This window comes from Pseudonocardia sp. (assembly GCF_035305885.1).
Taxonomy (GTDB): Bacteria; Actinomycetota; Actinomycetes; order Mycobacteriales; family Pseudonocardiaceae; genus Pseudonocardia.
This window is the reverse complement of sequence record NZ_DATGOP010000115.1, coordinates 145817-170787: the sequence shown is the minus strand read 5'-3', so window position 1 is coordinate 170787 and position 24971 is coordinate 145817. Positions and strand designations below refer to the sequence as shown.

Sequence of the window (24971 nt, the reverse complement as noted above, 5' to 3'; positions counted from 1 at the left end):
AGTGACCTGTCATGACCTCCCCCGGTTCGTCGGACGTCAGGTGGGAATACCTCACCGCCCCCGTGCTCATCCACAACACGCAGGCGATCCTCAACAACTTCGGCCGGGACGGCTGGGAGCTCGTCACCGTCACGACCGGCGCGAACCCCGAGCAGCTCGTGGCGTGGTTCAAGCGCCCGGTGCGGAGCTGACGCCGTGAGCACCCCGAGCCAGCGTCTCGCCGAGCTGGGCATCACGCTGCCGTCCGTGCCCGCGCCCGCGGGCTCCTACATCCCCGCGCGCCGCTCCGGCTCGCTCGTGTTCACCGCCGGCCAGGTGCCGCTCGTCGACGGCAAGCCCGCCGCGCTGGGCAAGGTGGGCGCCGAGATCAGCACCGACGAGGCGGCGGGCCTCGCGCGGATCTGCGCGCTGAACGCGCTCGCCGCCGTCGACGCGCTCGTGGGCATCGACGCGGTGGCGGGTGTGGTGAAGGTCGTGGGGTTCGTCGCGTCGGCGCCCGGCTTCGTCGAGCAGCCGAAGGTCATCAACGGCGCCTCCGACGTGCTGGCCGACGTCTTCGGCGAGGCGGGCAAGCACGCGCGGTCCGCCGTCGGGGTGGCCGAGCTGCCGCTCGGCGTCCCGGTCGAGGTCGAGCTGGTCGTGGAGCTGGCGGAGCCGTGAGCGGCGCCCGCGCCGCCGCGTGCCACGAGCTGCTGCTGCGGCTCGCCGGGCGGCTTCCCGACGAGCTGCTGTGGCGGATGCGCGACTGGCTGGCCGACGGCGGCCAGGAGGTGCTCGCCTCGACCCTGCCCCGCGAGCTGCTGCGCCACCGCGCGGCCATCACCGACGACGAGCGCGAGCTCCTCGAGACCGCGGTCGGCTCCACGCACCCGCTCGTCGACGCCGTGCACCCGGCCGCGGAGCCGCCCCCGACCCAGGCCGAGTTCGAGCCGGGGAACGGCGCCGTCGACACCGCCGCGCTGGCCGTGCTCGCGGTCGTGCGCGGCCACCCCGGTTGCGTCGAGCTCCGCCAGTCGTGGCGCGGCGGGCAACGCATCGTGCTCGTCATCGGCGCCGAACGGCCGTGGGAGCTCGCCGGGACGCTCCAACGGGTGATGCGCGCCCACGGCGACCGCACACCGTGCGTGGAGGTGCTCCCGGCGCACGGGGAGCGCTCCTCCTACCACCAGGCAGCCATCATCGGATCCAGGCCGCTGTGGCGATCGGCCACGGCGCTGGTCGGCGCGTGAGGGGAGCGACCGACTCGAGGGGAGGAGGCCAGGTGGAGGACCCGACGTCGGGCACGACGCACGACCTGCTGCTGGCTCTGGCCGGACGGGTCGACGACGACCTGTTGCGCTGGGCCCGCGAGCTGGTCGCCCTCGGCGAGGACGCCCGCGCGGTCGAGATGCTCACCGCGAGCCTCGTCGCCGCGAAGGCGGTCCTGCCCCCGCACGTGCGGTCGGCGCTCGTCACCGCGGCGCACACCGCCCGCACCGACCTCGGGCCCGCGGCCGCGCTCCCGCCGCCCGAGCCCGAGGACGGCACCGAGCACCGGTTCGCCGCCCCCGCGGGCGACGACCCCGTCGCCGGCGCCGTGCTGGACTTCCCGGCGCGCCCCCTCACCGGCTGCACCGTGCTGCTCGCCCGTCGCCTCACCCCTGCCGGCACCGCGCCCGGGCCGCTCCCGCACCCGGTCGTCCTGGTGCGGGTGCACGACCGCACCCGTCGCGCCGACGTGCTGACCTACCAGCTCGCCGCGGCGCTCGAACGGGCGGGCGCCCCCGCCTCGGTCGAGGTGCTGCCCGCCGACGGCCCGATCCCCGCCTACCACGCCGCGGCGCTCGAGGTCGCGGTCGAGCTGCGCGACGACGTGACCGACGAGCGCCCGTGGCGGCCCGAGCCCGCGCCTCGCCCGCAGCCCGCGCCCCCGCCCGAGCGGCACGCGCTCGCCCAGCCCACCGAGCTGCCGCCCCGGCGGCGCGCGCCGGAGCCGCACCCCCTCGCCGCGCCCAGCCCGACACCGCGGCTCGCCGAGGAGACCGACCGCGCGGGCGACCTCGAGCACCGCGTCGTCGAGGGCACCGTGGAGGACACCCCCGCCGAGGACAGGGCCGCCGAAGACAGGGCCGTCGAGGACAGGGCCGCCGAGGACAGCGCCGTCGAGGACAGGGCCGCCGAGGACAGCGCCGCCGCCACCGCGCGGCTGCGGCCCGCGGAGCGGGAGCTCAGCACCGAGCCGGCGCACCGGCTCGACGCCCCCCGGGAGCGGTACGCCGACGACCGGGACGAGCGCGACGAGCCCGCCGAAGAGGCCGACGACGCCCGGCGGGACGTGCCCGAGGAGGCCCGCGCCGAGCCCGCGGTCGACGCCGACGAGCCGTTCCCCGAGCCGCCCTCACCGCACCCGCTCGCGGCGCCGCGGCCGGTCCCGGTGGACGACGGCCGGCGCCCCGCCCGCCCCACGCCGCTGCGGGCGCGCAACGAACGGCCCCGCCCCACCGTCACCCCGATCTCGCGGTCGGCCCCCAAGCCGATCCCGCTGGTCAAGCGGAACGGGCCGAACCCGGTGCCGCGACCGCTCCCGGTGGGCGAGTCGCGTCCGCCGCTGCGGCGCGTCGACGACGAGCGGGACGGGTTCGCCCCGCCGCAGGACGAGCGGCCGGAACCGGTCCGGGACGCGCCGGAGCGGCGCGAGACGCCCGCGCTGGAGTCGCTGGCCGACCCGCTGAACGGGCCACTGCACCAGCCCCTGCTCGCCCCGCTGCTGGACCCCACCCGGCCGGAGGACGGCCCGCTGGGCCGTGCCGATGACGGACGGGCCGACGACGGACGGGCCGACGACGGGCAGGCCGACGACGGGCAGGCCGACAACGGGCAGGCCGACAACGGGCAGGCCGAGGACCGGCGCCCCGACGACCGCGGCTCCGACGACGCCGTGGACGGCCCGGCCGCCCGCCAGTTCGACGACGAGTGGTCGCAGGAGTGGCTCTCCGGTACCTGGGCGATGGCGCCCTCCGCGCTCGACGAGCCCGCCGGAGGCCGGGAGGAGGAGCGGGCCGAGGACGAGCCCGACCGCTCCCCTCGCCCCGCGCCCCGTCCCCCGGCCCGGCACCGCTTCTCCGACGCTGACCGGGAGCGCTCCGACGAGGCGGAGGAGCCGGCCGCGCCCGACGCGGGCCGCGACGAGACCGGGATGCGCAGCGACTCGATCGCCCGGCTGAGCGACGCGGACCGCCAGCTGCTGGCCCGCCTGCAGGCCGAGCTGCTCGAGGGGCGCAGGCAGCGCATCGGCCGCCGGATCACCAACGGGGTGCCCACCAACGGCAGCCACCGCGGCGTCCCGCCCGACGACTACAGCGCCTGATCCGCCGCGGCGCGCACCGCGGCCACCAGCTCCTGCAGGCGCAGCCCGCGCGCGACGCCGAGCGCGGGCGGCGGGCCGGAGCCGTCGACGGCGGCCACGAGCTCGTCGAGCAACGCGGCGTAGCAGGAGGGCGCGTCGGCGCCGCGGCCGGCGAGCCGGTGCCTGCCTGCGCCGCCGAGGACGGTGAACTCGATCTCCGAGGGGTCGACCGGCACGCGCATCGACAGCGTCACGGTGCTCTGCGCCCCGCCCGCGTGCAGGAGCCCGAACCGCCACAGGTCGGGCTCCTCGTGGCGCGCCCACGGCACCTCGACGACCGGGCCGAGCGCCGCGTCGAGCAGGTCGATCACGTGCGGGCCGAGGTCGGACAGCGCGCCCTCCTCGATCCGCCACCGCGACCGGCAGTACGGCCCGCCCAGCAGGGAGCCGGAGATCCAGCGGGCGAACGCCACGGTGTCCGCGCCCGCGGGCTCGTTCGGCATCTCGGCGAGCCAGTCCCGCACGGCGGGGGCGTAGCGCATCGTCAGGACCATCGACGAGTGCACACCGGTCCGCTCGACGGCCTCGGCCAGCGCGCGGGCCTCCTCGACGGTGGCCGCGAGCGGCTTCTCGCAGATCAGGTGTTTGCCCGCGGCGGCGGCGACGAGCGCGAGCCGCGCCTGCGCCTGCGGCGGCACCGCGAACGCGACCGCGTCCACCGAGTCGAGCAGCACGTCGAGATCGGTGTGGGCGCGGGCCCCGAACTCGGCTGCCAGCTCGGAGGCGACCTCCGGCCTGCGCGTCCACACGGCCGCGAGCTCGGTGCCGGAGTGCGCCGCGAGGACGGGCGCGTGCACCGTGCGGGCCCACGGGCCCCCACCGACCAGACCCACCCGCAGCCGATCCATGGCGCACATCCTGCCTCGCCACCCGCGGCGTCCCACTAGCCTCCCCGACATGACCTCCGCACCGGTGATCCCGCGGCCCGCCGCGACCGTGCTCCTGGTGCGCGACCACCCCCGCCCGCCACGCGGCCGCTCCCCGCTGCAGGTCTTCCTGCAACGCCGGGCCGCGGAGATGGTGTTCGCGGGCGGGATGACCGTGTTCCCCGGCGGCGGTGTGGACGAAAGCGACCGGCCGCACCCCGGGCTGTGGGCGGGGCCGGAGCCGCGGTGGTGGGCCGACCGCCTCGGGGTGGACGTCGACCTCGCGGGCGCGCTCGTGCAGGCCGCGGTCCGCGAGACCTTCGAGGAGTGCGGCGTGCTGCTGGCCGGGCCGCGGGTGCCGGACGGGCTGGACCGGCACCGGGCCGACGTCGTCGCCCGACGGCGGTCGTTCGGCGAGGTGCTGGCGGCGGAGGGGCTGGTCCTGCGGGCCGACCTGCTGCACGCGTGGGCCCGCTGGATCACGCCGCCGGTCTACCCCCGCCGCTACGACACCGCGTTCTTCGTGGCCCTGGTGCCGGACGGGCAGGAGGCGGATGCGCACACCACGGAGGCCGTCGAGGCCCTGTGGTGGCACCCCGACGAGGCCCTCGAACGCTGGCAGGAGGACGAGATGAAGCTGATGCCGCCGACGGCGCGGACCCTGCAGGAGATCGCCGGGTTCACCGACTGCGCCGCGGTGCTCGCCGCCGCGCCCACCCGGGTGATCCGGCCCATCACCCCGGTGGTGCGCCGGGACGGTGACCGGCTCGTGTCCGTGCTGCCCGACGACACCGTGTTCCCCGCGGCGGGGCTCGCATGAGCGGGCCCGCCTACGGGGTGCTCCGGCCGGTGACCCCGCTGGCCTCGGTGCTGCTCGCCGAGAACCCCTCCCCGATGACGCTCGAGGGCACCAACACGTGGGTGCTGCGGGCGCCGGGCGAGGAGGCGTGCGTCGTGGTCGACCCCGGGGAGGAGGACGAGGAGCACCTGCGGCGGGTGGCCGCGCACGGCCCGGTCGCGCTGGTGCTGCTCACCCACCGCCACCACGACCACGCGGGAGGGGCACGCCGGTTCGCCGAGCTCACGGGCGCCCCGGTGCGGGCGCTCGACCCGTCGCTCGTGCTCGGCTCCGAGGCGCTCGGGGACGGCGACGTCGTGTCGGCCGCGGGCGTGGAGCTGCGGGTGGTCGCCACCCCCGGCCACACGTCGGACTCGCTGTCGTTCCTGCTCGACGGCCCGGGCGCCGGCCCGGCGGTGCTGACCGGCGACACGATCCTCGGCCGCGGCACCACCGTGATCTCCCACCCCGACGGCGCGCTCGGGCCCTACCTCGGCTCGCTGCGCCGCCTCGCCGACCTCCCGTCCGGTACCGCCGTCCTGCCCGGCCACGGGCCCGAGCTCCCGGACGCCCCCGCGGTCGCGGCGGAGTACCTCGCCCACCGGGAGGAGCGCCTGCAGCAGGTGCGCTCGGCGCTGGAGGTCCTCGGTCCGGACGCGACGCCCCGGCAGGTGGTGGAGCTGGTCTACGCCGACGTGGACCGGTCGCTGTGGCCCGCTGCGGAGCTGTCGGTGCGCGCGCAGCTGGACCACCTGCGGGGCTGCTGACCCGGCTTCAGGAAAGCCACATCCACGAAGCCCACGTTCATGGATGTGGCTTTCCTGACATCAGGCCACCGGCGCCGGGGCCGGGCGGGGCAGCAGCGTCGCCCGGCGCAGCCACAGCACCCCCGCGAGCAGCACGCCCGCGGTCCCGGCCGACACGAACGAGGCGGGCGGGCCGAACGCCTCCACCACGAACCCCGCGCTGGACTGGCCCGCGGCGATGCCCAGCGTCGCCGCCGTGATCACCCAGCCGAACGCCTCGGCGGCCGCGCCGGGCGGGGCGGCGAGGTCCACGGCGAGGGAGTGGCCGGTGACCTGCGGCGTGATCAGCGTGCCGGACAGCACCATCGTGATCACGAGCACGGTCAGCGACCCGGTCGGCCCGACCAGCGCCATGGCGGCCACGAGCACCGCGAAGCCGAACAGCAGCGCGGGCAGCCGCAGGTGCAGCGGGCGCGGCCACGGGCGCATGCCGTAGAGCACGCCCGCGAGCACCGAGGAGATCGACCACGCCGACAGGAGCACGCCGCCCAGTGTCGGCGAGCCCGCCGCGGCGGTGACCGCGGGCAGGCCGACCTCGACCGACCCGATGACCAGGCCGAACCCGAGCGACGCTACCGCCACCGTGCGCATCCCCGGCCGCGCCAGCGCCCCGAGCAGGGGGACGCCCTCGCGGGCGGGCGACCCGCCGACGCGCCGCGCGGGCGGGCTCAGCGCGAACCCGGCGGCCCCGATCACCATCCCGGTGCCCGCCACCGCGAGGCCGAGGCCCGGCCACGGCGCCGCCACGAGGAACGCGGCGATCGCCGGCCCGAGGATGAAGAAGACCTCGAGGCTGATGGCCTCGTAGGTCAGGGCGGCCGAGCGGGCGGGCCCGGGCGGCACGAGAACGGCCCACAGCGACCGGGAGGCGCCCTCGAGCGCGGGCCGGACCACGCCCGCGACCGTGGCCACGGCGACCACCACGGGGATCGGCTGCCCGGTCTCGACGGCGGCCACGAGGGCGGTGATCGCCGCGGCGAACATCGCCACGATCACGAGCAGCGGGCGGCTCGGGCCCATCCGGTCGATCACGCGGCCCTGGGCCACCGAACCCGCGGCCACGCCGATCATCTGCCCGGCCGACACCACGCCCGCCGCGGCGAACGACCCGGTCGCGCGCTGGACGTAGAGCAGCGTCGCCAGCGGCAGCATCGCGATCGGGAACCGACCGACGGCCGACGCGAGGACCGGCACCGCCGCCCCCGGAGCGGTGAGGGCGGCGCGGTAGTCGGCGAGCGACGCTGAGGACGACGCTGAGGACGACATGGCCCCAGGGTCGCACATTCTGGTACTGCCGTACCAGAAATTTAGGGGCAGACGCACGAACGGCACCGCTCGAGGCGGTGCCGTTCGCGTGGTCCGGGTGCCCGCTAGCGGGCGCGGCGCGCGAGCCGCTCGGGCTCGAGGATCAGCACGCTCTTGCCCTCCAGCCGCAGCCAGCCGCGGTGGGCGAAGTCGGCGAGCGCCTTGTTGACCGTCTCGCGGCTCGCCCCGACGAGCTGGGCGATCTCCTCCTGGGTGAGGTCGTGCGTGACGCGCAGCAGGCCCGACTCCTGGGAGCCGAACTGGCGGGCGAGCTGCAACAGCGCCTTCGCGACGCGCCCGGGGACGTCGGTGAAGATGAGGTCGGCGAGCGCGTTGTTGGTGCGGCGCAGCCGGCGGGCCAGCACGCGCAGCAGCTGCTCGGCGATCTCCGGCCGCTTCGCGATCCACTCGCGCAGCGCGGGGCGGTCCATCGTGTACGCGCGGACGTCGGTGACCGCGGTGGCCGTCGACGTGCGCGGGCCCGGGTCGAAGATGGACAGCTCGCCGAACATGTCGGACGGGCCCGCCACCATCAGCAGGTTCTCCCGGCCGTCCGGCGACTTCCGCCCGACCTTGACCTTGCCGCTGCCCACGATGTAGAGCCGGTCGCCCGGCTCGCCCTCGGCGAAGATCACGTGGCCGCGCGGGAACTCCGCGGGCTCGAGCGCCTGGGCCAGCGCCTCAGCCGCTTGGGGGTCAACACCCTGGAAGATCCCTGCGCGGATCAGTACCTCGTCCACTGCGTCGCTCCTCGTCCCAGGCCGCTGCCCCGCGGCCGGATCACCGGCCGGTCAGTCTAGGGGCTGTGCGCACCCTTGGTGACGCCGCAGCCGTCGAATCGCCTGCCCGACCAGGCGCATTTCACCCGGTCTCGTCCGTGCGCCCGCTCACGCCGCCTTGTTGCGGCGGGCGGGCTTGCGCCCCCGCGAGCCGCGGTTGCGGAGGCGGAAGAGCTCGAGCGCGCGCCCGGACCCCTGCCGGAACAGGGCGCGCACCTCGTCCGGCCGTGGCCGTTCGAGCAGTTCCTCGACCTCTTCCGGACGCACGGTCGCCTCCCGCAGCCGGGACTCCACACGCTCCATACCGAGCGCGAAGAACATCACCAGCAGCGGTACGAGGACGGACAACCAGGCAGTCATGTCGCCTCCGATGGTCTCGCACCGGGGTCGAGGACTTGCAAAGGGGGTCGACGAGTTCCCATCCCGTTACCGATTCGTGACCATCGTAGACGCCCTGCGCGGCCGCCCGCGCACGCCGCCGCGGGTCACGGGCTGTCGGTGGCCTTCCGTAGGCTCCTCCAGCGTGACCATCGCCTCCCGGAGCACGCCGACACCGACCGCGACGGCACGCAGCGCGGCCCGGCTCGCCAAACGGGTCGCCGCGGGCGAGCCACCGCTCGGCCGCTCCCGGCGCGTCGCGCGCATGCTGCGGACGCTGGCCGCCACCCATCCCGACGCCCACTGCGAGCTGGACTTCACCACCCCGCTGGAGCTCGCCGTCGCCACGATCCTGTCGGCGCAGTCCACCGACAAGATGGTCAACTCCGTCACACCGGCGCTGTTCCGGCGCTACCCCACCGCGCTCGACTACGCGCAGGCTGACCGCGCCGAGCTCGAGGAGATGATCCACAGCACCGGGTTCTTCCGGAACAAGGCCAACGCGCTGATCGGGCTGGGCCGCGCGCTCGTCGAGAAGCACGACGGCGTGCTGCCGAACACCCTCGAGGAGCTGGTCGCCCTCCCCGGGATCGGCCGCAAGACCGCCAACGTCATCCTCGGCAACGCGTTCGGCGTCCCCGGCATCACGGTCGACACCCACTTCGGGCGGCTGGTCCGCCGCTGGGCGTGGACGAACGAGGAGGACCCGGTCAAGGTCGAGCACGCGGTCGGCGCGCTCGTGCCGAAGCGGGACTGGACGATGGTGTCCCACTACGTGATCTTCCACGGCAGGCGCGTCTGCCACGCGCGCAAGCCGGCGTGCGGCGCGTGCACCCTGTCGGCCGACTGCCCCGCCTACGGCACCGGCCCCACCGACCCGGAGCAGGCAGCCGCCCTCGTGAAGGGCCCCTCGCGCACCCGCCTGCTCGAGATGGTCGGCATCCCCGACGACCAGGCACCTCCCGCGGCGGGCGGCGAGGACGCCGACGCCCCGTGACCCGGGAGCTCCGGGTGCGCCGCTCGGAGGTCGTCACCACGCTGGTCGTCGTGCTGCTCACGGTGGTGGCGGTGGTCGTGCTGTGGCCCCGTGACCGCGACACGCCGGGCCCGGCGCCTGGGAACATGGATCAGGTGGAGGTCTCCGACGCCGACCTCGCCGAGGCGAGGGCCGCGGCGGGCCCGATCCCGTGCCCGGCGCCGACCGGGGCGCCGCCCGCGGGCCCGCTCGCCGGGGTCAGCGCCGCCTGCCTCGGCGCGCCCGGCTCCGTCGACCTGGGCGCGGCGCTCGCGGGCAGGCCTGCGCTGGTGAACGTGTGGGCGTCCTGGTGCGTGCCCTGCCGGGAGGAGCTGCCCGCCCTCGCCGAGTACGCCGCGCGCCCCGGGGCGGTCCCGGTGCTCACCGTCGACACCCGCGACGACCCGCGCGCCGCGGCGGCGCTGCTCGCCGAGCTCGGGGTCCGGCTGCCGTCGGTCGTCGACGCCGACGGCGCGGTGCGCGCCGCCCTCGACGTGCCCCCCGCGCTGCCCGCCTCGTACGTCGTGCGGGCCGACGGCACGGTCGCCCGGGTCGACCCGCCCACCCCGTTCCGCACGGCCGACGAGGTCGCCGCGGCCGTGGAGCGCCTGTCGTGAGCCCTTCCCTGCAGCCCGAGCGGGCCCCGGGATGGCTGCGTCCGCTGCTCTCCGGCGTCCAGGGGGTCGGCGCCACCGAGCTGGTGCACCACCGCATGCCCCCGCCCGCCGACGGCCGGCGCGCCGCGGTGCTCGTCCTCTTCGGCGACGAGGCCGACCACGGCCCGGACGTGCTGCTCGTCGAGCGCGCGAGCACCCTGCGCGACCACGCGGGGCAGGTCGCCTTCCCCGGCGGGGGCGCCGACGACGGCGATCCCGACGCCGTGGCCACCGCCCTGCGGGAGGCCGAGGAGGAGGCGGGCGTCGAGCCGGACGGGGTCGTGCCGCTCGCGGTGCTGCCCGACCTGTTCGTGCCGCCGAGCGGCTTCATCGTCACCCCGGTGCTCGCCCACTGGGCGCGCCCGGTGGCGGTGCACGCCGTCGACCCGCGGGAAACGGCCAGCGTGGTACGGGTTCCGATCGCTGCGCTCGCGGATCCGCGCCGCCGCATCCGGGTCCGTCACCCGTCCGGGCTCATCGGTCCCGCGTTCGTCACGGCGGGGTTGCTCGTCTGGGGTTTCACGGGGGGCCTATTGTCCGCGCTGTTGGATAGGGGCGGATGGGCGCGTCCGTGGGACACCACTCGGGTGATGGACCTCGACGCAGCGTGGTCGGCGGCCAAGGCCGGTCGGCAGGAGGTCGCAGGATCGTGAGGGCGGGGGCAGTGGCGACGTGAGCTGGGTCGATCTCGTCGTCGTCGTTCTCGCTCTGATCGCGGCGGTCTCCGGGTGGCGTCACGGCATGGCCGTGGCGCTGCTGTCGTTCGTCGGCGTGCTCACCGGCGCCGTGCTCGGCGTGCGGCTGGCGCCGCTGATCGCGGCCGGCGTGGAGGCGCCCACCACGCGCGTGATCGTCAGCATCGTCGTGGTCGTGCTGCTGGTGGCGCTCGGCGAGACCACCGGCGTGTTCTTCGGCAGGCGCATCCGCGACCGCATCACCGGCCACCGGTCGTTGCAGGTCGACTCCACGCTGGGCTCGGTGCTGCAGGCGATCACGGTCGTCGTGGCGGCCTGGCTCGTCGCGCTCCCGCTCGCCTCGGCGAGCTTCCCGGGCCTCGCGGCGGGCGTCCGCGGCTCCGAGGTGCTGCGCGCGGTCGACAACGTGATGCCCGAGGCGGCCAAGGCGCTGCCCGAGGAGCTGCGGCAGCTGCTCAACAACTCCGGCTTCCCGGACGTGCTGAGCCCGTTCACCCAGACCCCGATCACCGAGGTCGGCGCGCCGGACCCGGCGCTCGCCCAGAGCCCGATCGTCGCGGAGGTCGCCAACAGCGTGCTCAAGGTCCGCGGGCGCGCCCCGTCGTGCGCCCGCCAGCTCGAGGGCACCGGCTTCGTGATCGGGCCGGGGCTGGTGATGACCAACGCGCACGTCGTCGCGGGCACCGCCGAGACGGGCGTCGAGGTGGTCGGACGCCGCGGGCGGGTGCGGGAGCTCGACGCCGACGTGGTGCTCTACGACCCCGCCATCGACATCGCCGTGCTCCGCGTGCCCGACCTCGACGCCGACCCGCTCGAGTTCGACCCGCGGCCCGCTGCGGCGGGCGACGACGCGATCATCGTCGGCTACCCGCTCGACGGCCCGTACACGGCCACGGCGGCGAAGGTCCGGTCGATGATCCGGCTCAAGGGCCCGGACATCTACGACGACGGCGAGGTCACCCGCGAGGTCTACACGGTCCGCGCCGTGGTCCGCTCCGGCAACTCCGGCGGCCCGATGATCGCGCCGGACGGCCGGGTGATCGGCGTCGTGTTCGGCGCCGCGCTGGACGACCAGGAGACCGGCTTCGTCCTCACCGTCGACCAGGTCGCGGGCGCGGTGCAGGCGGCCAGCGGGCTGCGCCGCGAGGTCGACACCGGCAGCTGCGCCGCCTGAGGTCTCCCCCGCGCGGGGGAGCTGGTTCCCCCGCACCCGGGAGGGGCCGGCGCCCCGCGCGCCCGATCCTCGACCGCGTGGCGCTCAGCGACCGGCCGTCCCCCACCCGACGCGCGCTCCCGCCGGGCCGGCGCCGTCGGGCCGACTTCCCGCGGTTCGGGCGGTCGCTGCGCCCACCGCCGCAGGTGCCGGACGATCCGGTGCTCGCGGTCACCGGCGCGGTGGAGCACGCGCTGCGGCTCCCGATCGCCGAGCTGGTCGCGGCCTGTCCCGCGCCGACCTCGTCGCCGACTTCCACTGCGTCGCCACCCGGTCGGCCACCGACCAGCGCTGGTCCGGGGTCTCGTTCCGCCATCGACCTGCGGGACGCGCTCGCCGACGACGTGCTGCTCGCCGACCGGCTCGGCGGCGTGCCGCTGGACGGCGCACACGGCGCCCCGCTGCGGTTCGTGAGCCCGGGCCAGTACGGCTTCAACAACATCGAGCACCTCGCGGGGATCGAGGTGGTCCGCCGGCTTCCGAAGCCGGGGCTCCTGCTCGGCGAGCACCGCCGGGCGCGGGTGGCGCTCGAGGAGCGCGCGACCCCTGGCTGAACGCCCGGCCGTACCGGCTCATCGGCCGGGCCCTGATCCCGCCGATCCTGTGGTGGAGCCGCCGCTCGGCGCGGCGACCCGATCATCTGGTGTGATGCCGGTACCAACGCGGACCGGGGGTGGAGCTCGGATGACGGCGAAGGGGCCGGTGCCGACCCAGGACGAGGTGTTCGGGTACTTCGAGACGCTGTCGAACTGGGGGCGGTGGGGCGACGACGACGAGCTCGGCACCCTGAACCTCGTCACCGACGAGGTCCGGCTGGCCGCGGCGCGGGCCGTGCGCCACGGCCGGAGCGTGTCGTGCGCGTGGGAGATCACGGCGCCGGGGGAGATGGAGCGGGCGACGACCGCCTGCCCGTGCACCGCCGACATGCCGGGCGCGGAGCACATGCCGCCCGCGTTCCACGCCGACCGGCGCTGGGGCTTCTCCTCCGAACACGTCGGGCTCACCTTCCACGGCAACACCGTCACCCACGTCGACTCGCCGTGCCACCTGTTCTGGGACGGCGCGATGTACAACGGGCGCCCGCACTCGCTGGTCGATCCCGCGACCGGGTCCGGCTGGGCGGCGGTCACCGCGGCGGCGAACGGGATCGTGACCCGCGGCGTCCTGCTGGACGTCGCCCGGGTCCGCGGCGTGCCGTGGCTGGAGCCGGGGCAGGGCGTGTTCCCCGACGACCTCGAGGAGGCCGAACGCCAGCAGGGTGTGCGGGTGGGCCCGGGCGACGCCGTGCTGCTGCGCACCGGCTACGGCCGCGCCCGGCACGAGTCGGGACCCTCGGGCGGCATCACGCAGGCCGGGTGGCACGCGTCATCCCTCCCGTGGCTGCACGAGCGGCAGGTCGCGCTGATCGGCGCCGACACCCCGCAGGACGTCCAGCCCTCGGGCTACGACGACGTGCTGATGCCGGTCCACGCCGTGGCCCTCGTCGCGATGGGCCTGTGGATGCTCGACAACTGCGACCTGGAGGCGTGCGCGGCGACGGCCGCCGAGCTCGGCCAGTGGGACTTCCAGCTCGCGGTCGCGCCGGTCCGCTTCGCCGGCAGCTCCGGCAGCCCGGTCAACCCGATCGCCACGTTCTGACCGCGAACCCCGGGTGACCAGCCGCTTCGGCCCGTCCACCGACCGCGCGACGGGGGCGTCCCGAAGGGGGCACCCGCCGCGGCGAGCGCTCACCCTTCGGGGTCGTCCGCCACCCCGTTCACGCGATCGGGTCTACAACGCACCGGATTCGGCCTATTCTCCCAGCGTGAACCGGGCCGGGCACCGAACGAGCGACGTCTGCTGGACGATCGCACCTCTGCTGTCCGGGGCCGTGGCAGCCGCGGCCGCGGTGCTGCTCATCGGCTGGCCGCACCGGCCCCCGCTGCCCTGGCCCGCCGGCCCGGTGGCCGCGGCGGTGCTGGTGGTCGTGGCGGTGCTGGTGGTGTTCGCACCCGCCCTGCGGCCCAAGCCGTCAGACGTCCCGCGTGATCGTCTGGTCGCGGCCGGGCCCCACCCCGATCGCGCTGACCGGCGCCCCGGTGAGCTCTTCGATCCGCTCCACGTAGGCGCGGGCGTTCGCGGGGAGGTCGGCGAAGGTGCGGCACGCCGAGAGGTCCTCGAACCAGCCCGGTAGCTCCTCGTAGACCGGCTGGGCGTGGTGCACGTCGGTCTGGGTCATGGGCATGTCGTCCACCCGCCGGCCGTCCACCTCGTAGCCGACGCAGATCGGAACCGTCTCCAGGCCGGACAGCACGTCGAGCTTGGTGAGGAAGAAGTCGGTGATGCCGTTGACGCGCACCGCGTAGCGGCCGATCACCGCGTCGAACCAGCCGCAGCGGCGCGGCCGCCCGGTCGTGACACCGACCTCGCCGCCTGCCTTGCGCAGGCGCTCGCCCATCTCGTCCAGCAGCTCGGTGGGGAACGGGCCGGAGCCGACGCGGGTGGTGTAGGCCTTGAGGATCCCGATCACCCGCGTGATCTTGTTCGGCCCGATGCCCGAACCGACCGCCGCGCCGCCCGCCGTCGGGTTCGAGCTGGTGACGAACGGGTAGGTGCCGTGGTCGACGTCGAGCATGGTGCCCTGCGAACCCTCCAGCAGGAGGGTCTCGCCGGCCTCGAGGGCCTTGTTGAGCAGCAACCGGGTGTCGGCGATCCGGTCGGCGAACCTGCGGCCGTGCGCCAGCACGGTGTCGACGACCTCGTCGACCGACAGCGCACGCCGGTTGTAGACCTTGACCAGCACCTGGTTCTTGTAGTCGAGGGCGGCCTCGACCTTCTGGTGCAGGATCTTCTCGTCGAGCACGTCGGCGACGCGCACGCCGACGCGGGCCACCTTGTCCTGGTAGGCCGGGCCGATCCCGCGGCCCGTGGTACCGATCTTGGCCTTGCCCAGGAACCGCTCGGTGACCTTGTCGATGGCCACGTGGTACGGCATGATCAAGTGCGCGTCCGCGCTGATCAGCAGGTTGGACGTGTCCACACCACGCGCCTCGAGCCCGGACAGCTCGTCGAGCAGCACACCCGGGTCGACCACGACACCGTTGCCGATGACGTTCTTGACGCCGGGCGTGAGGATCCCCGACGGGATCAGGTGCAGGGCGAAGTCCTGACCGTCGGGCAGCACCACCGTGTGGCCGGCGTTGTTGCCGCCCTGGTAACGGACCACCCACTGGACCTGGCTACCGAGGATGTCGGTGGCCTTGCCCTTGCCCTCGTCGCCCCACTGGGCGCCGATCAGCACGATCGCCGGCATGTGAAACTCCAGTCCTGGCCGCGCCTCAACCGCGGCGGGGAAGGGTAACCGATCAGTGAGCCCGATCGATTCGGACGTGGTGCTGCTGACCTGCTCCGACGAGGGGCAGGCCCGGCGGCTCCCCGTGCACGGTAGTCGCCCCGGTGGTCCGCTCGCTGCCCTCCCGGCGGTGGCGTTGCCCGCTCGCCCCGGCCGCACCGAGCTCGACCCCGTGCTCGCCGAGCGCGCGCCGCGCCGCGTGGTGGTCGCGGGCACCGACGCCGACCTCGCGGCCGTGCTGGTGCGGCTGCTGCGCACCGAGCGGCTGGACATCGAGGTCGCCTACGTGCCCGCGCGGCGCTCGCCCGCCAGCGCGGCGTGGGGCCTGCCGACGGGGGAGGCCGCGGCGGAGCTCGCCGTGGCCGGGACCGCGCAGGCCGTGCCGCTCGCGCGCGACGACACCGGCGGCGTGCTCGTGGGCCGCGGGGAGATCCGCGACGTCCGCGGCGAGTGCTACTGCGACGAGCACCTCGTGCTGCGCGGCCACGCCCGCAGGCTCGTGGTCGCCCCGGGCCCGCGGGGCATCGCCGTGCGGGCCGGGTGGAGCGGGCGCGCCCCGGACGGGCGGCTGCGCCCGGTCCCCGCCCGCGCACCCCGCGGCACCGGCTCCGCGATCGGCCGGGCCGTCCAGGTGGGGTGCGAACCGGCGGTCGTGGTCGCGGACGGCGTAGCCCACCCGCGTCCGGTTCCGCGGCGGACCTGGTATCGACACACCTCCGATTGGCTGCTGGTACGCCCCTGAACGCGGGACAGCGGTGACGGACGGTAGGGCCACGACACATCGTGTTCACCTGAACTGATCACGCGCGAAACACGGCGTTCCTACGTTCGCCCGAGGGCCGGAGCACGGCGGCCCGTCGTCGTCGGAAAGGTTCGCCTGTGACCACATCGCGATCTCGCCGGGTGATCGGGGCCGCCGCCCTGCTGACCGTCGGCCTGGTGCTGTCCGCCTGCGGCGCGCGCGTCGACTCCGCAGACCCCTCGGGCGCGGCCGCCGCGCCGTCCTGCGTCGACACGTCCGGTAGCGAGATCAAGATCGGTTTCCTGAACTCGCGCTCGGGCACGATGGCGATCAGCGAGAACACGGTCTTCGACTCGCTGTCCCTCGCCGCCGAGCAGATCAACGCCGCCGGCGGGGTGCTGGGCAAGCAGCTGCAGGTCGTGGCCGAGGACGGCGCGTCGGAGCCCACGATCTTCGCGGAGAAGGCGCAGAAGCTCATCCGCAGCGACTGCGTCGCGGCCGTGTTCGGCGGCTGGACGTCCTCGTCGCGCAAGGCGATGCTGCCGGTGTTCGAGAGCAACAACGCGCTGCTGTTCTACCCGGTGCAGTACGAGGGCCTCGAGGCGTCGAAGAACATCTTCTACACCGGGGCCACCACCAACCAGCAGATCATCCCGGCGCTGGATTACCTGAAGGAGCAGGGCGTCACGAGCCTGTTCCTGGTGGGCAGCGACTACGTCTTCCCGCAGACCGCCAACAAGATCATCAAGGCGTACGCGGCCGCGAACGGCATCGAGATCAGGGGCGAGGAGTACGCGCCGCTCGGCCACACCGACTTCGCCACGATCGTCGCCAAGGTCCGCGACGCGGGCGCAGGCGCGGTGTTCAACACGCTCAACGGCGACTCGAACGTCGCGTTCTTCAAGGAGTACCGCAACCTCGGCCTCACGCCGGAGCAGATGCCGGTGATCAGCGTGTCGATCGCCGAGGAGGAGGTCGGCGGCATCGGCGTGGACAACATCGAGGGCCAGCTGGTGGCCTGGAACTACTACCAGACCATCGACACGCCCACGAACCAGCGGTTCGTCGAGGCGTTCAAGGCGAAGTACGGCGAGAACCGCGTGACGTCCGACCCGATGGAGGCGGCGTACACCTCGCTGTGGCTGTGGAAGGGCATGGTCGAGAAGGCGGGTTCGTTCGACGTGGCCGCGGTGCAGGCCGCCGCGGACGGCGTCACCTTCGACGCACCGGAGGGCACGGTCACGGTCAACGGCGAGAACCACCACATCGCCAAGACCGCCCTCATCGGCCGGATCGGCGCCGACGGCCTCATCCACACCGAGTGGTCGTCCGGCGAGCCGATCGAGCCCGACCCCTACCTGACGACCTACCCCTGGGCGTCCGGCCTCGCGAGCTGACGTGGACGTCGTCGTCACGCAGGTCTTCAACGGCCTGTCCGGCGGTTCCATCCTGCTGCTCGCCGCGCTCGGCCTGGCGCTGACGTTCGGCCAGATGGGCGTGATCAACATGGCCCACGGCGAGTTCATCATGGCCGGCGCCTACACCGCCTACGTCACGCAGAACGTGCTCGGCTCCGCCGGGTTGTCGCTCGTGGTGTCGCTGCCGATCGCGTTCGCGATCGGCGGCGCGCTCGGGGTGGTGCTGGAGGCTGCGCTGCTGCGCCGCATGTACCACCGGCCGCTGGACACCCTGCTCGTGACCTGGGGCGTCTCGCTGGTGCTCCAGCAGCTCGCGCGGGACGTCTTCGGCACGGCGGGCGTCGACGTCCCCGCGCCCGAGTGGCTCGGCGGGCCGGTCGAGGTGCTCGGGTTCTCCTTCCCGCGCACCCGGCTGTTCATCCTGCTGCTCGCGATCGCGGCCTTCCTCGCGCTCGCGGCGGCGCTGCGCTACACCGCGCTCGGGCGGCGCATCCGCGCCACGGTCCAGAACCGGCCGCTGGCCGAGACCTCCGGGATCTCCACCCGCGCCACCGACCGGTTGACCTTCTTCATCGGGTCCGGGCTCGCCGGCGTCGCGGGCGTGGCGCTCACGCTGATGGGCTCGATCTCGCCGAACCTCGGCACGGCCTACATCGTCGACGCGTTCCTCGTGGTCGTCGTGGGCGGGATCGGCCAGATCCGGGGGGCGGTGATCGCCGCCTTCCTGCTCGGCGTGGCGCAGAGCTGGATCGAGTACTCCACGACCGCGTCGATCGCCAAGGTGCTGGTGTTCGCGCTGATCGTCGCGTTCCTGCAGGTCCGGCCGCAGGGGATCTTCACCGTGCGCACGAGGAGCCTCGCATGAGAAGGCGATGGGCCGTGCCCGCGGCGTTCGCCGTCGCCGCGGTGCTGCTGTTCGTGGTGGCCCCGCTCGCGCTGAGCCCGTTCCGGCTCGACCAGCTCGGGCGCTACCTGTGCTTCGCGATCGTCGGGGTCGGGATCGGCCTGGCGTGGGGCCGCGGCGGGATGCTGACGCTGGGCCAGGGCGTGTTCTTCGGGATGGGCGCCTACCTCATGGCGATGCACCTGAAGCTCGCCGACGCCGGGCCCGGCGGCACGCCCGACTTCATGACGCTGATCTCGTCGGACGGCGTGCCGTGGTGGTGGGAGCCGTTCCGGTCCGAGGTCGTCACGCTGCTCGCGATCCTGCTGCTGCCCGCGGCGGTGGCGACCGTGCTCGGGCTCGCGACGTTCCGGCGGAAGGTGCGCGGGGCGTACTTCGCGATCCTGTCGCAGGCCCTCGCCGCCGCGTTCGCGATCCTGCTGATCGGCAACCCGACCGGCACCGGCGGGTCCACCGGCCTGTCCGGCTTCCGCGGCTTCTTCGGGTTCGCGCTGTCCGACCCGGCCAACCGGCTCGTGCTGTTCTGCACGGCCGCGGGCGTGCTGCTGCTGGTGCTCGCGCTGGCCCGCCAGCTGATGGTCAGCCGCTACGGCGAGCTGCTCGTGGCTTGCCGCGACGCCGAGGAGCGGGTGCGCTTCCTCGGCTACGACCCGGCGAACGTCAAGACGGTCGCGTTCGCCACCGCCGCGTTCATGGCCGGGATCGCGGGCGCGCTGTCCGTGCCGATCGTCGGCATCGTCTCGCCCAACGACGTCGGCGTCGTGCCGTCGATCGGGATGCTCATCGGCGTCGCGATCGGCGGGCGCACCACGCTGTTCGGGCCCGCGCTCGGCGCGATCGCCGTGGCGTGGGCGGGCAGCACGCTCTCCGAGCAGTTCCCGTCCGGCTGGACCTACGCGCAGGGCCTGCTGTTCATGCTCGTGATCGCGTTCCTGCCCGGCGGCCTCGCGTCGCTGGCGTGGCGGCGGGTGCGGCCGGCGGCGCCCAGGGCGTCCGCGGAACCCGTTCCCGCTACGCGATGAGCGAGTGCCTGCCTCCCGCTGGGGGAGACCCGATGGGAGCGGCTTGCGGGCCGGAGCGGAGCGGAGGCAAATGAACAGGGATTATCTGGAGATCTCCGGGCTCACGGTGAGCTTCGACGGGTTCGTGGCCGTCGACGGCGTCGACCTCTCGGTGCTGCCCGGCGACCTGCGGTTCCTCATCGGCCCCAACGGGGCGGGCAAGACCACGCTGATCGACGCCGTGTCCGGGCTCGTCCCCGCCACCGGGTCGGTCCGCTACGGCGGGCACGAGCTCACCGGCCGCAAGGTGCACCACATCGCCCGGCTGGGCGTGGGGCGGACGTTCCAGACCGCCACGGTGTTCGAGGAGCTCACGGTGCTGCAGAACCTCGACATCGCCGCCGGCCACCGCCGCGGGCCGCTCACGCTCCTGCGGCGTCGCAAGGGCGTGCCGGAGGAGGTCGAGCGGGCCCTCGAGACGATCGGCCTCACCGACCTGGTCGACGCCCCGGCCGGGGTGCTCGCGCACGGCCAGAAGCAGTGGCTCGAGATCGGCATGCTGCTCGTGCAGGACGCCCGGCTGCTCATGCTCGACGAGCCGGTGGCCGGCATGAGCGCCGAGGAGAAGGAGGAGACCGGGCGGCTGCTGCAACGCATCGGCGCCGACCGCACGGTCGTCGTGGTGGAGCACGACATGGACTTCATGCGCGCCTTCGCCGACTCGGTCACCGTGCTGCACACCGGCAAGGTGCTCGCGGAGGGCAGCGTGGCGCAGGTGCAGGCCGACCCGCGGGTGCAGGAGGTCTACCTCGGGCCCGGCCACCACTCGCAGGCCGAGGTCGAGACCGTGCTCGGGGAGGCCTGATGCTCACGATGACCGACGTCGAGGTTGGCTACGGCCGCACCTCCGTGATCCACGGCGTCACGGTCGAGGTGCCGCCCGACGGCGTGGTCGCCGTGCTCGGCCACAACGGCGCGGGCAAGACCACGCTGCTGCGGGCCGCGGTCGGGCTCCTGCCCACGCGCTCGGGCCGCATCCTGTTGGACGGCGAGGACGTCACCGGCACCCCTCCGCACCAGCGCGTCCGCCGCGGTCTGGCGTACGTGCCGCAGGGGCAGCAGTCGTTCGGCCAGCTCACCACGCTGGAGAACCTGCAGGTCGTCGCCGACACCCAGCCGGGCGGCAAGGCCCTGATCGACGAGGCGCTCGACCTGTTCCCCGCGCTCAAGGGCCTGCTCGGCAGGCGGGCCGGGCTGCTCTCGGGCGGGCAGCGCCAGCAGCTCGCGATCGCGCGGGCCCTGATCACCCAGCCGCGGATGCTCATCCTCGACGAGCCGACCGAGGGCATCCAGCCGTCCGTGGTCGCCGAGATCGAGCAGGCGATCCTCGGGCTCACCCGGCGCGGCGGGCTGTCGGTGCTGCTCGTCGAGCAGCACGTCGGCTTCGCCCTCGACGCCGCGGGGCACTACTACGTGCTCGCCTCCGGGCGCGTGACGGCGGAGGGCCGCGGCGGCGCCGACTCGGTGACCGACGTGCGGTCCGCCATGGCGATCTAGGGACGGCCGCCACCGCTCAGCCGGCCGTGCAGGGGTGGTCGAAGGCCACGCCCGGCGGCAGCAACGCCCGCTCCGCCTCGGTGAAGGGCTGGTCGGTGAGCCCGCACAGCCGATCCGCCCACTGCCGCGCGGTGAGGGGCATCAGGAACGGCACACCCCCGCGGCTCGCCGTCACCGGCAGCTGCCGGCCGTCGACGGTCTTCTGCACCCCGTGGGTCCCGGGCAGGGTGATGGTGCCGCTCTGCACGCCACGCTCCGGGTCCCAGAAAACCAGCCGGTTGAAGTGCGCGTCCGGCACGGTCAGCACGTAGCCGTCCTCGGTGACGCCCATGAGAACCGTCGTCCCCGGCGCGGGGAAGGCCGGCCGGACCGGCCGCCCGTCGGCGAGGTCGCGCACCTCCAGGTGCGCACCGACGGTCTTGAGCACGACGCGGTCCCCGGAGGGGGAGAACGCGGCGCCGGTCGGGTGCAACGTCTCGTCCGTGCGAGGGAGGTCGGCCACCTGCTCGCGGCGCCGGAGGTCCCAGACGGCGGCCCCGGTATCGGTCAGCACGAGGACCTCGTCGGGGTGACCCGGCCGGATCGCGAGCGCACTGCTTTGCCATGCTGTCGAGTCCGGCAGTCGCGTGGGTTCGAACATCAGCTCGCCCGTCCGGCGGTCCCACGTCGTGAGGGTGTTCTGGACCATCACCACGATCCGGTCGTCCGCGATCTCGACCCTCGGGTTGCGCGAACCGTCGCGGACCGGGATCGGGTGCACCGACAACGGGTCGAGGGACGGCACCGCGAGATCGACGACCTTCCAGCCGTGCGGTGGTGGCGTCACCAGGACCAGCCCGCTGCCGACGTCCGCACTTGCGTCGGGGGCCACCCCGGCCTCGGGTCCGATCGCCACCCCGAGCGGGCGCAGGTCGCGGTCGAGCGCGACCGCCCGGTTCCCGTCGAACGCCACCGCGTAGCGCCCGTCGTCCACCGGCCACAGGGTCGTCTCCGGGTTCGCCGGGACCGGCCGGGCGCGCAGCCGCAGCAGGACCTCACCGTGCGCGAGCACAGCGACGGGGGACGCGTCGTCCCCGACGATCGCCAGGGGGAGGCCAACACCCGGGGTGAACGGATAGCGCGTGTCGGGCGGGAGCGTCAGCCCGTACACCCGCCCGTCGGCGAGGCGGGTGGCGCGCACCGTCCGACTGCTGATGTCCGGGGTGGACTCGGTGATCTCGAGGAGGTGCTCCTGGTCGGCGCTGGTCAGCAGCGGGAACCGTCCGGAGCAACGTCCGACGAGGGGGAACCGGCGGATCTCGGCGCCATCGGCCAGCGAGCGCAGCACCGCGACCGACCCGTCCTGCTCGCAGCTCAGCACGGTGCCGGCGGTAGGCGTGACGGTGACGCTCCCGGGCGGGTAGGCGGCGACCTCGGCGCCGTCGGCCAGCGATCGCACGCTGAGCGGCCCCGGCTCGTTGCCGCCGGCCCCCGCCTGGAGCACCACCAGGCCCGGGTCGATCGGCAGTTCCAGCTCAACACCACCCGGGTGCACGATCGGCCCGACCCCGTGCGGGATCACCGCACCGGTGCGGATGTCGCGCAGCTCGAGCTCGTACGTTCCGGGGCCCGTGCGGTTCATCCACCCCACCCGATCCCCGGACGGGCTCAGCCGGGAGCGGAAGTCGTAGGTGTCGGGCGGGACGATCCCCGACCGGATGCGCTCCCGGGCGGTGCGGGTGACGACGTCCCAGTACCGGACGTCGCCGGTCTTGCCGAGGACGACGACCGTGGCGCCGTCGTCGAGGAAGCGCGCGGTGCGGTACCCGTCGGGGAGCGGCACCTCCCAGCGCTCGGGCGTGCCGGTCGACACGCCCTCGAGCACCGCCAGCCCCTCGCCGCTGCGCACCAGCGCCCGGTCGGTGCCGGGTGGCACGACGATCGTGCTCACGACGCCGCCGTAGACGTCCGGGATCACCGCCTCCACCGACCGCATGGCGAGGTACTGGTTGACCAGGGCGGTGCGAGCAGAGCCGTTGGCCGGGTCGAGGTGCCACGCGGTGAGGGCGAGGCGGGTGGCGACGAGGGGGTCGACCCCAGCCTGTGCGAGCGCGGCCTGGGCCACCAGCTCAGCGTTGGCGAGGCGCAGTTGCTGGTCGACCCGGTTGCCCCGGTTGACGGCGACGACGGCGAGCGAACCCGCGGCCAGCACGAGCACGGCCAGCAGCGCGGTGACCAGCCGCCAGCGGCGGACCTCGCGCCGCTGGCGGGCGTGGCTGCGCCGGATGTACTCGTGGCCGGCCGCGGAGATGTCCGCCGACCGCTTGGGCACCCAGTCCAGCGCGGTCGACAGCGGCGTGCCGCGCAGCAGCGCACCGTCGTCGCGCCCGGTGTCCTCCCAGCGCTCCCGCTGCCCCTCGAGCTGGGCGCGCCAGGCGAGGAAGTCGCGGTCCTCGGTGAGCCAGCCGCGCAACCGCGGCCAGTGCTCGATCAGCGCCTGGTGGGCGAGCTGGACGTGCTCGGTGCCGGTGGACGACCGGGAGATCACCACGAGCCGGCCCGCGGCGAGCCGGTGCACCACCGGGCGCAGGTCGGCGGCCACGTCGGCCCACGGCAGCGAGGTGCGGGTGAACCGGCCCTCCCGGTCGGGGGCCGCGAGCGAGGTGAGCAGGCGACGCAGCCGATCGGCGTCATCGGGGTCGGTGAAGCCGGCCAGCACGGATTCGGCGTGGGTGGCGATGACCCCGGCCACCCCACCCGCCTCCTCGTAGGCGCGGATCGTGAGGTAGCCGCCGTCGCGCCGCGACCACAGCTCGGTGAGCAGCGACTCCAGCAACGGCAGCCCACCCGGCTCGGCGGCGGCGTCGTCGAGGATCCGGTCGACCAGCCCGGGCTCGAACGACAGGCCGGGGGCCCGCTCGGCCGGCGCCACGACGGCCTCGCGCAGCTGGCCGCGCTGCATCGCGGGCACGAGCACCGTGCCCGCGCCGAGCATGCCCGCGAGCTCCGGCACGACCACCTCGTCGAGGGTGGCCGAGCGCAGCGTCAGCACGGCGCGGACGCGTCGGCCGGCCGGTTCGCCCCCGGTCACCAGCTCGCCCACCCGCTCGAGCAGCTCGCGGGCGGCGGCGGGCTGGGCGGCGGCGAGCTCCTCGAACTGGTCGACGACGAGCACGACGTCCGCGCCGTCCCCGCCCCCGGGCGCGAGCGCGGCGGCCAACGCCGGCTCCACCGGTTGCCCGGGGATCGGGGTGAGCCACGCGATCCGGGCGCCCGACGCCCGCAACCGCGGCACGAGGCCCGCCCCGACCAGGGAGGACTTCCCGACACCGGAGGGCCCCACCACGGCGACCAGCGGGTGGTCCGCCACGGCGGCGGCCAGGACCTCGACCTCGGCGTCGCGGCCGAAGAAGAACTCGGTGTGCTCCTCCCCGAACGGTTCCAGCCCGCGGTAGGGGCACGGGAGCAGTTCCGGGTCGGCGCCGAGCACCTGGTCGACGGGTACGAGGTAGGCCGTGGTGGTCGTGCCGCTGCGGTCGGCCGCCACCGTCATGCCGACGACCGCACCGGTCTCCTCGTGCCACACGGGCGCGCCGCTGTACCCCTCGACGATGGGCTGGTCGCCGACCGCCGCCTGCAGCTGGAACCAGCGCGTGCCCTGCGCGCCGCGGATCCGGCCGGTGGTCCAGACCCCGTCGGTCATGCCCTCGGGGAACCCGAGCACGCGGAAGGGGTGGTCCCACAGCTGGTCGACCCGCCGCAGCGGTGGCACCCGGGCCCCGTCCGGCAACGGGTCGACCGGCCGCAGCACGGCGATGTCGCCGGTGCCGTCCTCGGCGATCGGCAGCCACCGGTGCACCACGGCCCGCACCGGGGCGCCCGGCAGCAGCGGGAAGTCCAGCAGGACCGGATCCGCAGGCGGCTCCGGCCGGTACGGGTCGGCGCCGGCGGCGCTCGCCACCACGTGGGCGCAGGTGGCGACGAGGTCCGTGCCGACGAGGAAGCCCCCGCCGACCACCTCGCCGCCGCGGGTGAGCACCCGCACCGCCACCCTCGCTGCGAGCGTGTGGTCCTGGCTGGTCGACGGCACCGTCATGAGCCCC

General features: G+C 74.8%; 24 protein-coding genes. 18 read left to right on the top strand and 6 right to left on the bottom strand.

Annotated elements, in window-relative coordinates:
* The first annotated feature begins 11 nt into the window (after window positions 1-11).
* The 4 genes from sp36 to VKZ81_RS25420 are packed head-to-tail and all read left to right on the top strand — an operon-like array spanning window position 12 to window position 3346.
* Complete coding sequence (gene sp36, locus VKZ81_RS25435) at window positions 12-191, top strand: Sp36 family protein (RefSeq protein ID WP_324244201.1); 180 nt, start codon at window positions 12-14, stop codon at window positions 189-191.
* Between the two features lie 4 nt (window positions 192-195).
* A complete protein-coding gene (locus VKZ81_RS25430; protein WP_324244200.1) occupies window positions 196-660 on the top strand; it encodes a RidA family protein in 465 nt (154 codons plus the stop codon).
* Window positions 657-1229, top strand: coding sequence for a hypothetical protein (locus VKZ81_RS25425; protein WP_324244199.1), 573 nt, complete (start codon window positions 657-659; stop codon window positions 1227-1229). The genes VKZ81_RS25430 and VKZ81_RS25425 overlap by 4 nt, the downstream gene beginning before the upstream one ends.
* Before the next feature lie 32 nt (window positions 1230-1261).
* A complete protein-coding gene (locus tag VKZ81_RS25420; protein WP_324244198.1) occupies window positions 1262-3346 on the top strand; it encodes a hypothetical protein in 2085 nt (694 codons plus the stop codon).
* On the opposite strand, the gene VKZ81_RS25415 is transcribed toward VKZ81_RS25420, so the two are convergent.
* The gene (locus VKZ81_RS25415; protein ID WP_324244197.1) at window positions 3334-4233 is read right to left on the bottom strand and encodes a Gfo/Idh/MocA family protein; all 900 of its coding nucleotides are present in this window, start codon (window positions 4231-4233) and stop codon (window positions 3334-3336) included. The genes VKZ81_RS25420 and VKZ81_RS25415 overlap by 13 nt on opposite strands.
* 49 nt (window positions 4234-4282) lie before the next feature.
* Between VKZ81_RS25415 and VKZ81_RS25410 the strand changes: the two genes are divergently transcribed.
* Complete coding sequence (locus VKZ81_RS25410; RefSeq protein ID WP_324244196.1) at window positions 4283-5071, top strand: NUDIX hydrolase; 789 nt, start codon at window positions 4283-4285, stop codon at window positions 5069-5071.
* Window positions 5068-5856 (top strand): MBL fold metallo-hydrolase, encoded by a 789-nt coding sequence (locus VKZ81_RS25405; RefSeq protein WP_324244195.1) that lies wholly within the window; start codon window positions 5068-5070, stop codon window positions 5854-5856. The genes VKZ81_RS25410 and VKZ81_RS25405 overlap by 4 nt, the downstream gene beginning before the upstream one ends.
* 60 nt (window positions 5857-5916) lie before the next feature.
* Here VKZ81_RS25405 and VKZ81_RS25400 read toward each other — a convergent pair whose 3' ends face one another.
* The 3 genes from VKZ81_RS25400 to VKZ81_RS25390 all read right to left on the bottom strand — a co-directional run bounded on the left by VKZ81_RS25400 (window position 5917) and on the right by VKZ81_RS25390 (window position 8339).
* Entirely contained in the window at window positions 5917-7161 is a 1245-nt protein-coding gene (locus VKZ81_RS25400) for an MFS transporter (RefSeq protein WP_324244194.1), read from the bottom strand.
* 104 nt (window positions 7162-7265) lie between these two features.
* On the bottom strand, window positions 7266-7940 hold the full coding sequence (locus VKZ81_RS25395; RefSeq protein WP_324244193.1) for a Crp/Fnr family transcriptional regulator: 675 nt from the start codon (window positions 7938-7940) through the stop codon (window positions 7266-7268).
* A 147-nt stretch (window positions 7941-8087) separates the two neighbouring features.
* Window positions 8088-8339 carry a hypothetical protein gene (locus tag VKZ81_RS25390; RefSeq protein ID WP_324244192.1) on the bottom strand — a complete coding sequence of 84 codons (252 nt, stop codon included), beginning with the start codon at window positions 8337-8339 and terminating at the stop codon, window positions 8088-8090.
* Between the two features lie 169 nt (window positions 8340-8508).
* Here VKZ81_RS25390 and nth point away from each other — a divergent pair, with 169 nt between their 5' ends.
* The 6 genes from nth to VKZ81_RS25360 all read left to right on the top strand — a co-directional run bounded on the left by nth (window position 8509) and on the right by VKZ81_RS25360 (window position 13574).
* The gene (nth, locus tag VKZ81_RS25385) at window positions 8509-9354 is read left to right on the top strand and encodes an endonuclease III (RefSeq protein WP_414709474.1); all 846 of its coding nucleotides are present in this window, start codon (window positions 8509-8511) and stop codon (window positions 9352-9354) included.
* A complete protein-coding gene (locus tag VKZ81_RS25380; RefSeq protein ID WP_324244191.1) occupies window positions 9351-9989 on the top strand; it encodes a TlpA family protein disulfide reductase in 639 nt (212 codons plus the stop codon). Before nth ends, VKZ81_RS25380 begins: the two co-directional genes overlap by 4 nt.
* The gene (locus VKZ81_RS25375; RefSeq protein ID WP_324244190.1) at window positions 9986-10681 is read left to right on the top strand and encodes an NUDIX hydrolase; all 696 of its coding nucleotides are present in this window, start codon (window positions 9986-9988) and stop codon (window positions 10679-10681) included. Before VKZ81_RS25380 ends, VKZ81_RS25375 begins: the two co-directional genes overlap by 4 nt.
* 19 nt (window positions 10682-10700) lie before the next feature.
* Window positions 10701-11897, top strand: a complete 1197-nt coding sequence (locus tag VKZ81_RS25370) for a MarP family serine protease (protein ID WP_324244189.1) — start codon at window positions 10701-10703, stop codon at window positions 11895-11897.
* A 77-nt stretch (window positions 11898-11974) separates the two neighbouring features.
* A complete protein-coding gene (locus tag VKZ81_RS25365; protein ID WP_324244188.1) occupies window positions 11975-12490 on the top strand; it encodes a molybdopterin-dependent oxidoreductase in 516 nt (171 codons plus the stop codon).
* 130 nt (window positions 12491-12620) lie between these two features.
* Window positions 12621-13574, top strand: a complete 954-nt coding sequence (locus tag VKZ81_RS25360) for a cyclase family protein (RefSeq protein ID WP_324244187.1) — start codon at window positions 12621-12623, stop codon at window positions 13572-13574.
* A 373-nt stretch (window positions 13575-13947) separates the two neighbouring features.
* On the opposite strand, the gene VKZ81_RS25355 is transcribed toward VKZ81_RS25360, so the two are convergent.
* A complete protein-coding gene (locus tag VKZ81_RS25355) occupies window positions 13948-15228 on the bottom strand; it encodes an adenylosuccinate synthase (RefSeq protein ID WP_324244186.1) in 1281 nt (426 codons plus the stop codon).
* Window positions 15229-15283: 55 nt separating this feature from the next.
* Between VKZ81_RS25355 and VKZ81_RS25350 the strand changes: the two genes are divergently transcribed.
* From VKZ81_RS25350 to urtE, 6 genes are all read left to right on the top strand, one after another.
* The gene (locus VKZ81_RS25350) at window positions 15284-16009 is read left to right on the top strand and encodes a hypothetical protein (protein ID WP_324244185.1); all 726 of its coding nucleotides are present in this window, start codon (window positions 15284-15286) and stop codon (window positions 16007-16009) included.
* A 137-nt stretch (window positions 16010-16146) separates the two neighbouring features.
* Entirely contained in the window at window positions 16147-17406 is a 1260-nt protein-coding gene (gene urtA / locus VKZ81_RS25345; RefSeq protein ID WP_324244184.1) for an urea ABC transporter substrate-binding protein, read from the top strand.
* Between the two features lies 1 nt (window position 17407).
* Entirely contained in the window at window positions 17408-18292 is an 885-nt protein-coding gene (gene urtB / locus VKZ81_RS25340; RefSeq protein WP_324244183.1) for an urea ABC transporter permease subunit UrtB, read from the top strand.
* A complete protein-coding gene (urtC, locus tag VKZ81_RS25335) occupies window positions 18289-19353 on the top strand; it encodes an urea ABC transporter permease subunit UrtC (RefSeq protein WP_324244182.1) in 1065 nt (354 codons plus the stop codon). Before urtB ends, urtC begins: the two co-directional genes overlap by 4 nt.
* Before the next feature lie 70 nt (window positions 19354-19423).
* A complete protein-coding gene (gene urtD, locus VKZ81_RS25330; RefSeq protein ID WP_324244181.1) occupies window positions 19424-20197 on the top strand; it encodes an urea ABC transporter ATP-binding protein UrtD in 774 nt (257 codons plus the stop codon).
* A complete protein-coding gene (gene urtE / locus VKZ81_RS25325) occupies window positions 20197-20889 on the top strand; it encodes an urea ABC transporter ATP-binding subunit UrtE (RefSeq protein ID WP_324244180.1) in 693 nt (230 codons plus the stop codon). The genes urtD and urtE overlap by 1 nt, the downstream gene beginning before the upstream one ends.
* A gap of 16 nt (window positions 20890-20905) precedes the next feature.
* On the opposite strand, the gene VKZ81_RS25320 is transcribed toward urtE, so the two are convergent.
* Window positions 20906-24964 (bottom strand): serine protease, encoded by a 4059-nt coding sequence (locus tag VKZ81_RS25320; RefSeq protein WP_324244179.1) that lies wholly within the window; start codon window positions 24962-24964, stop codon window positions 20906-20908.
* Between the last annotated feature and the right edge of the window lie 7 nt (window positions 24965-24971).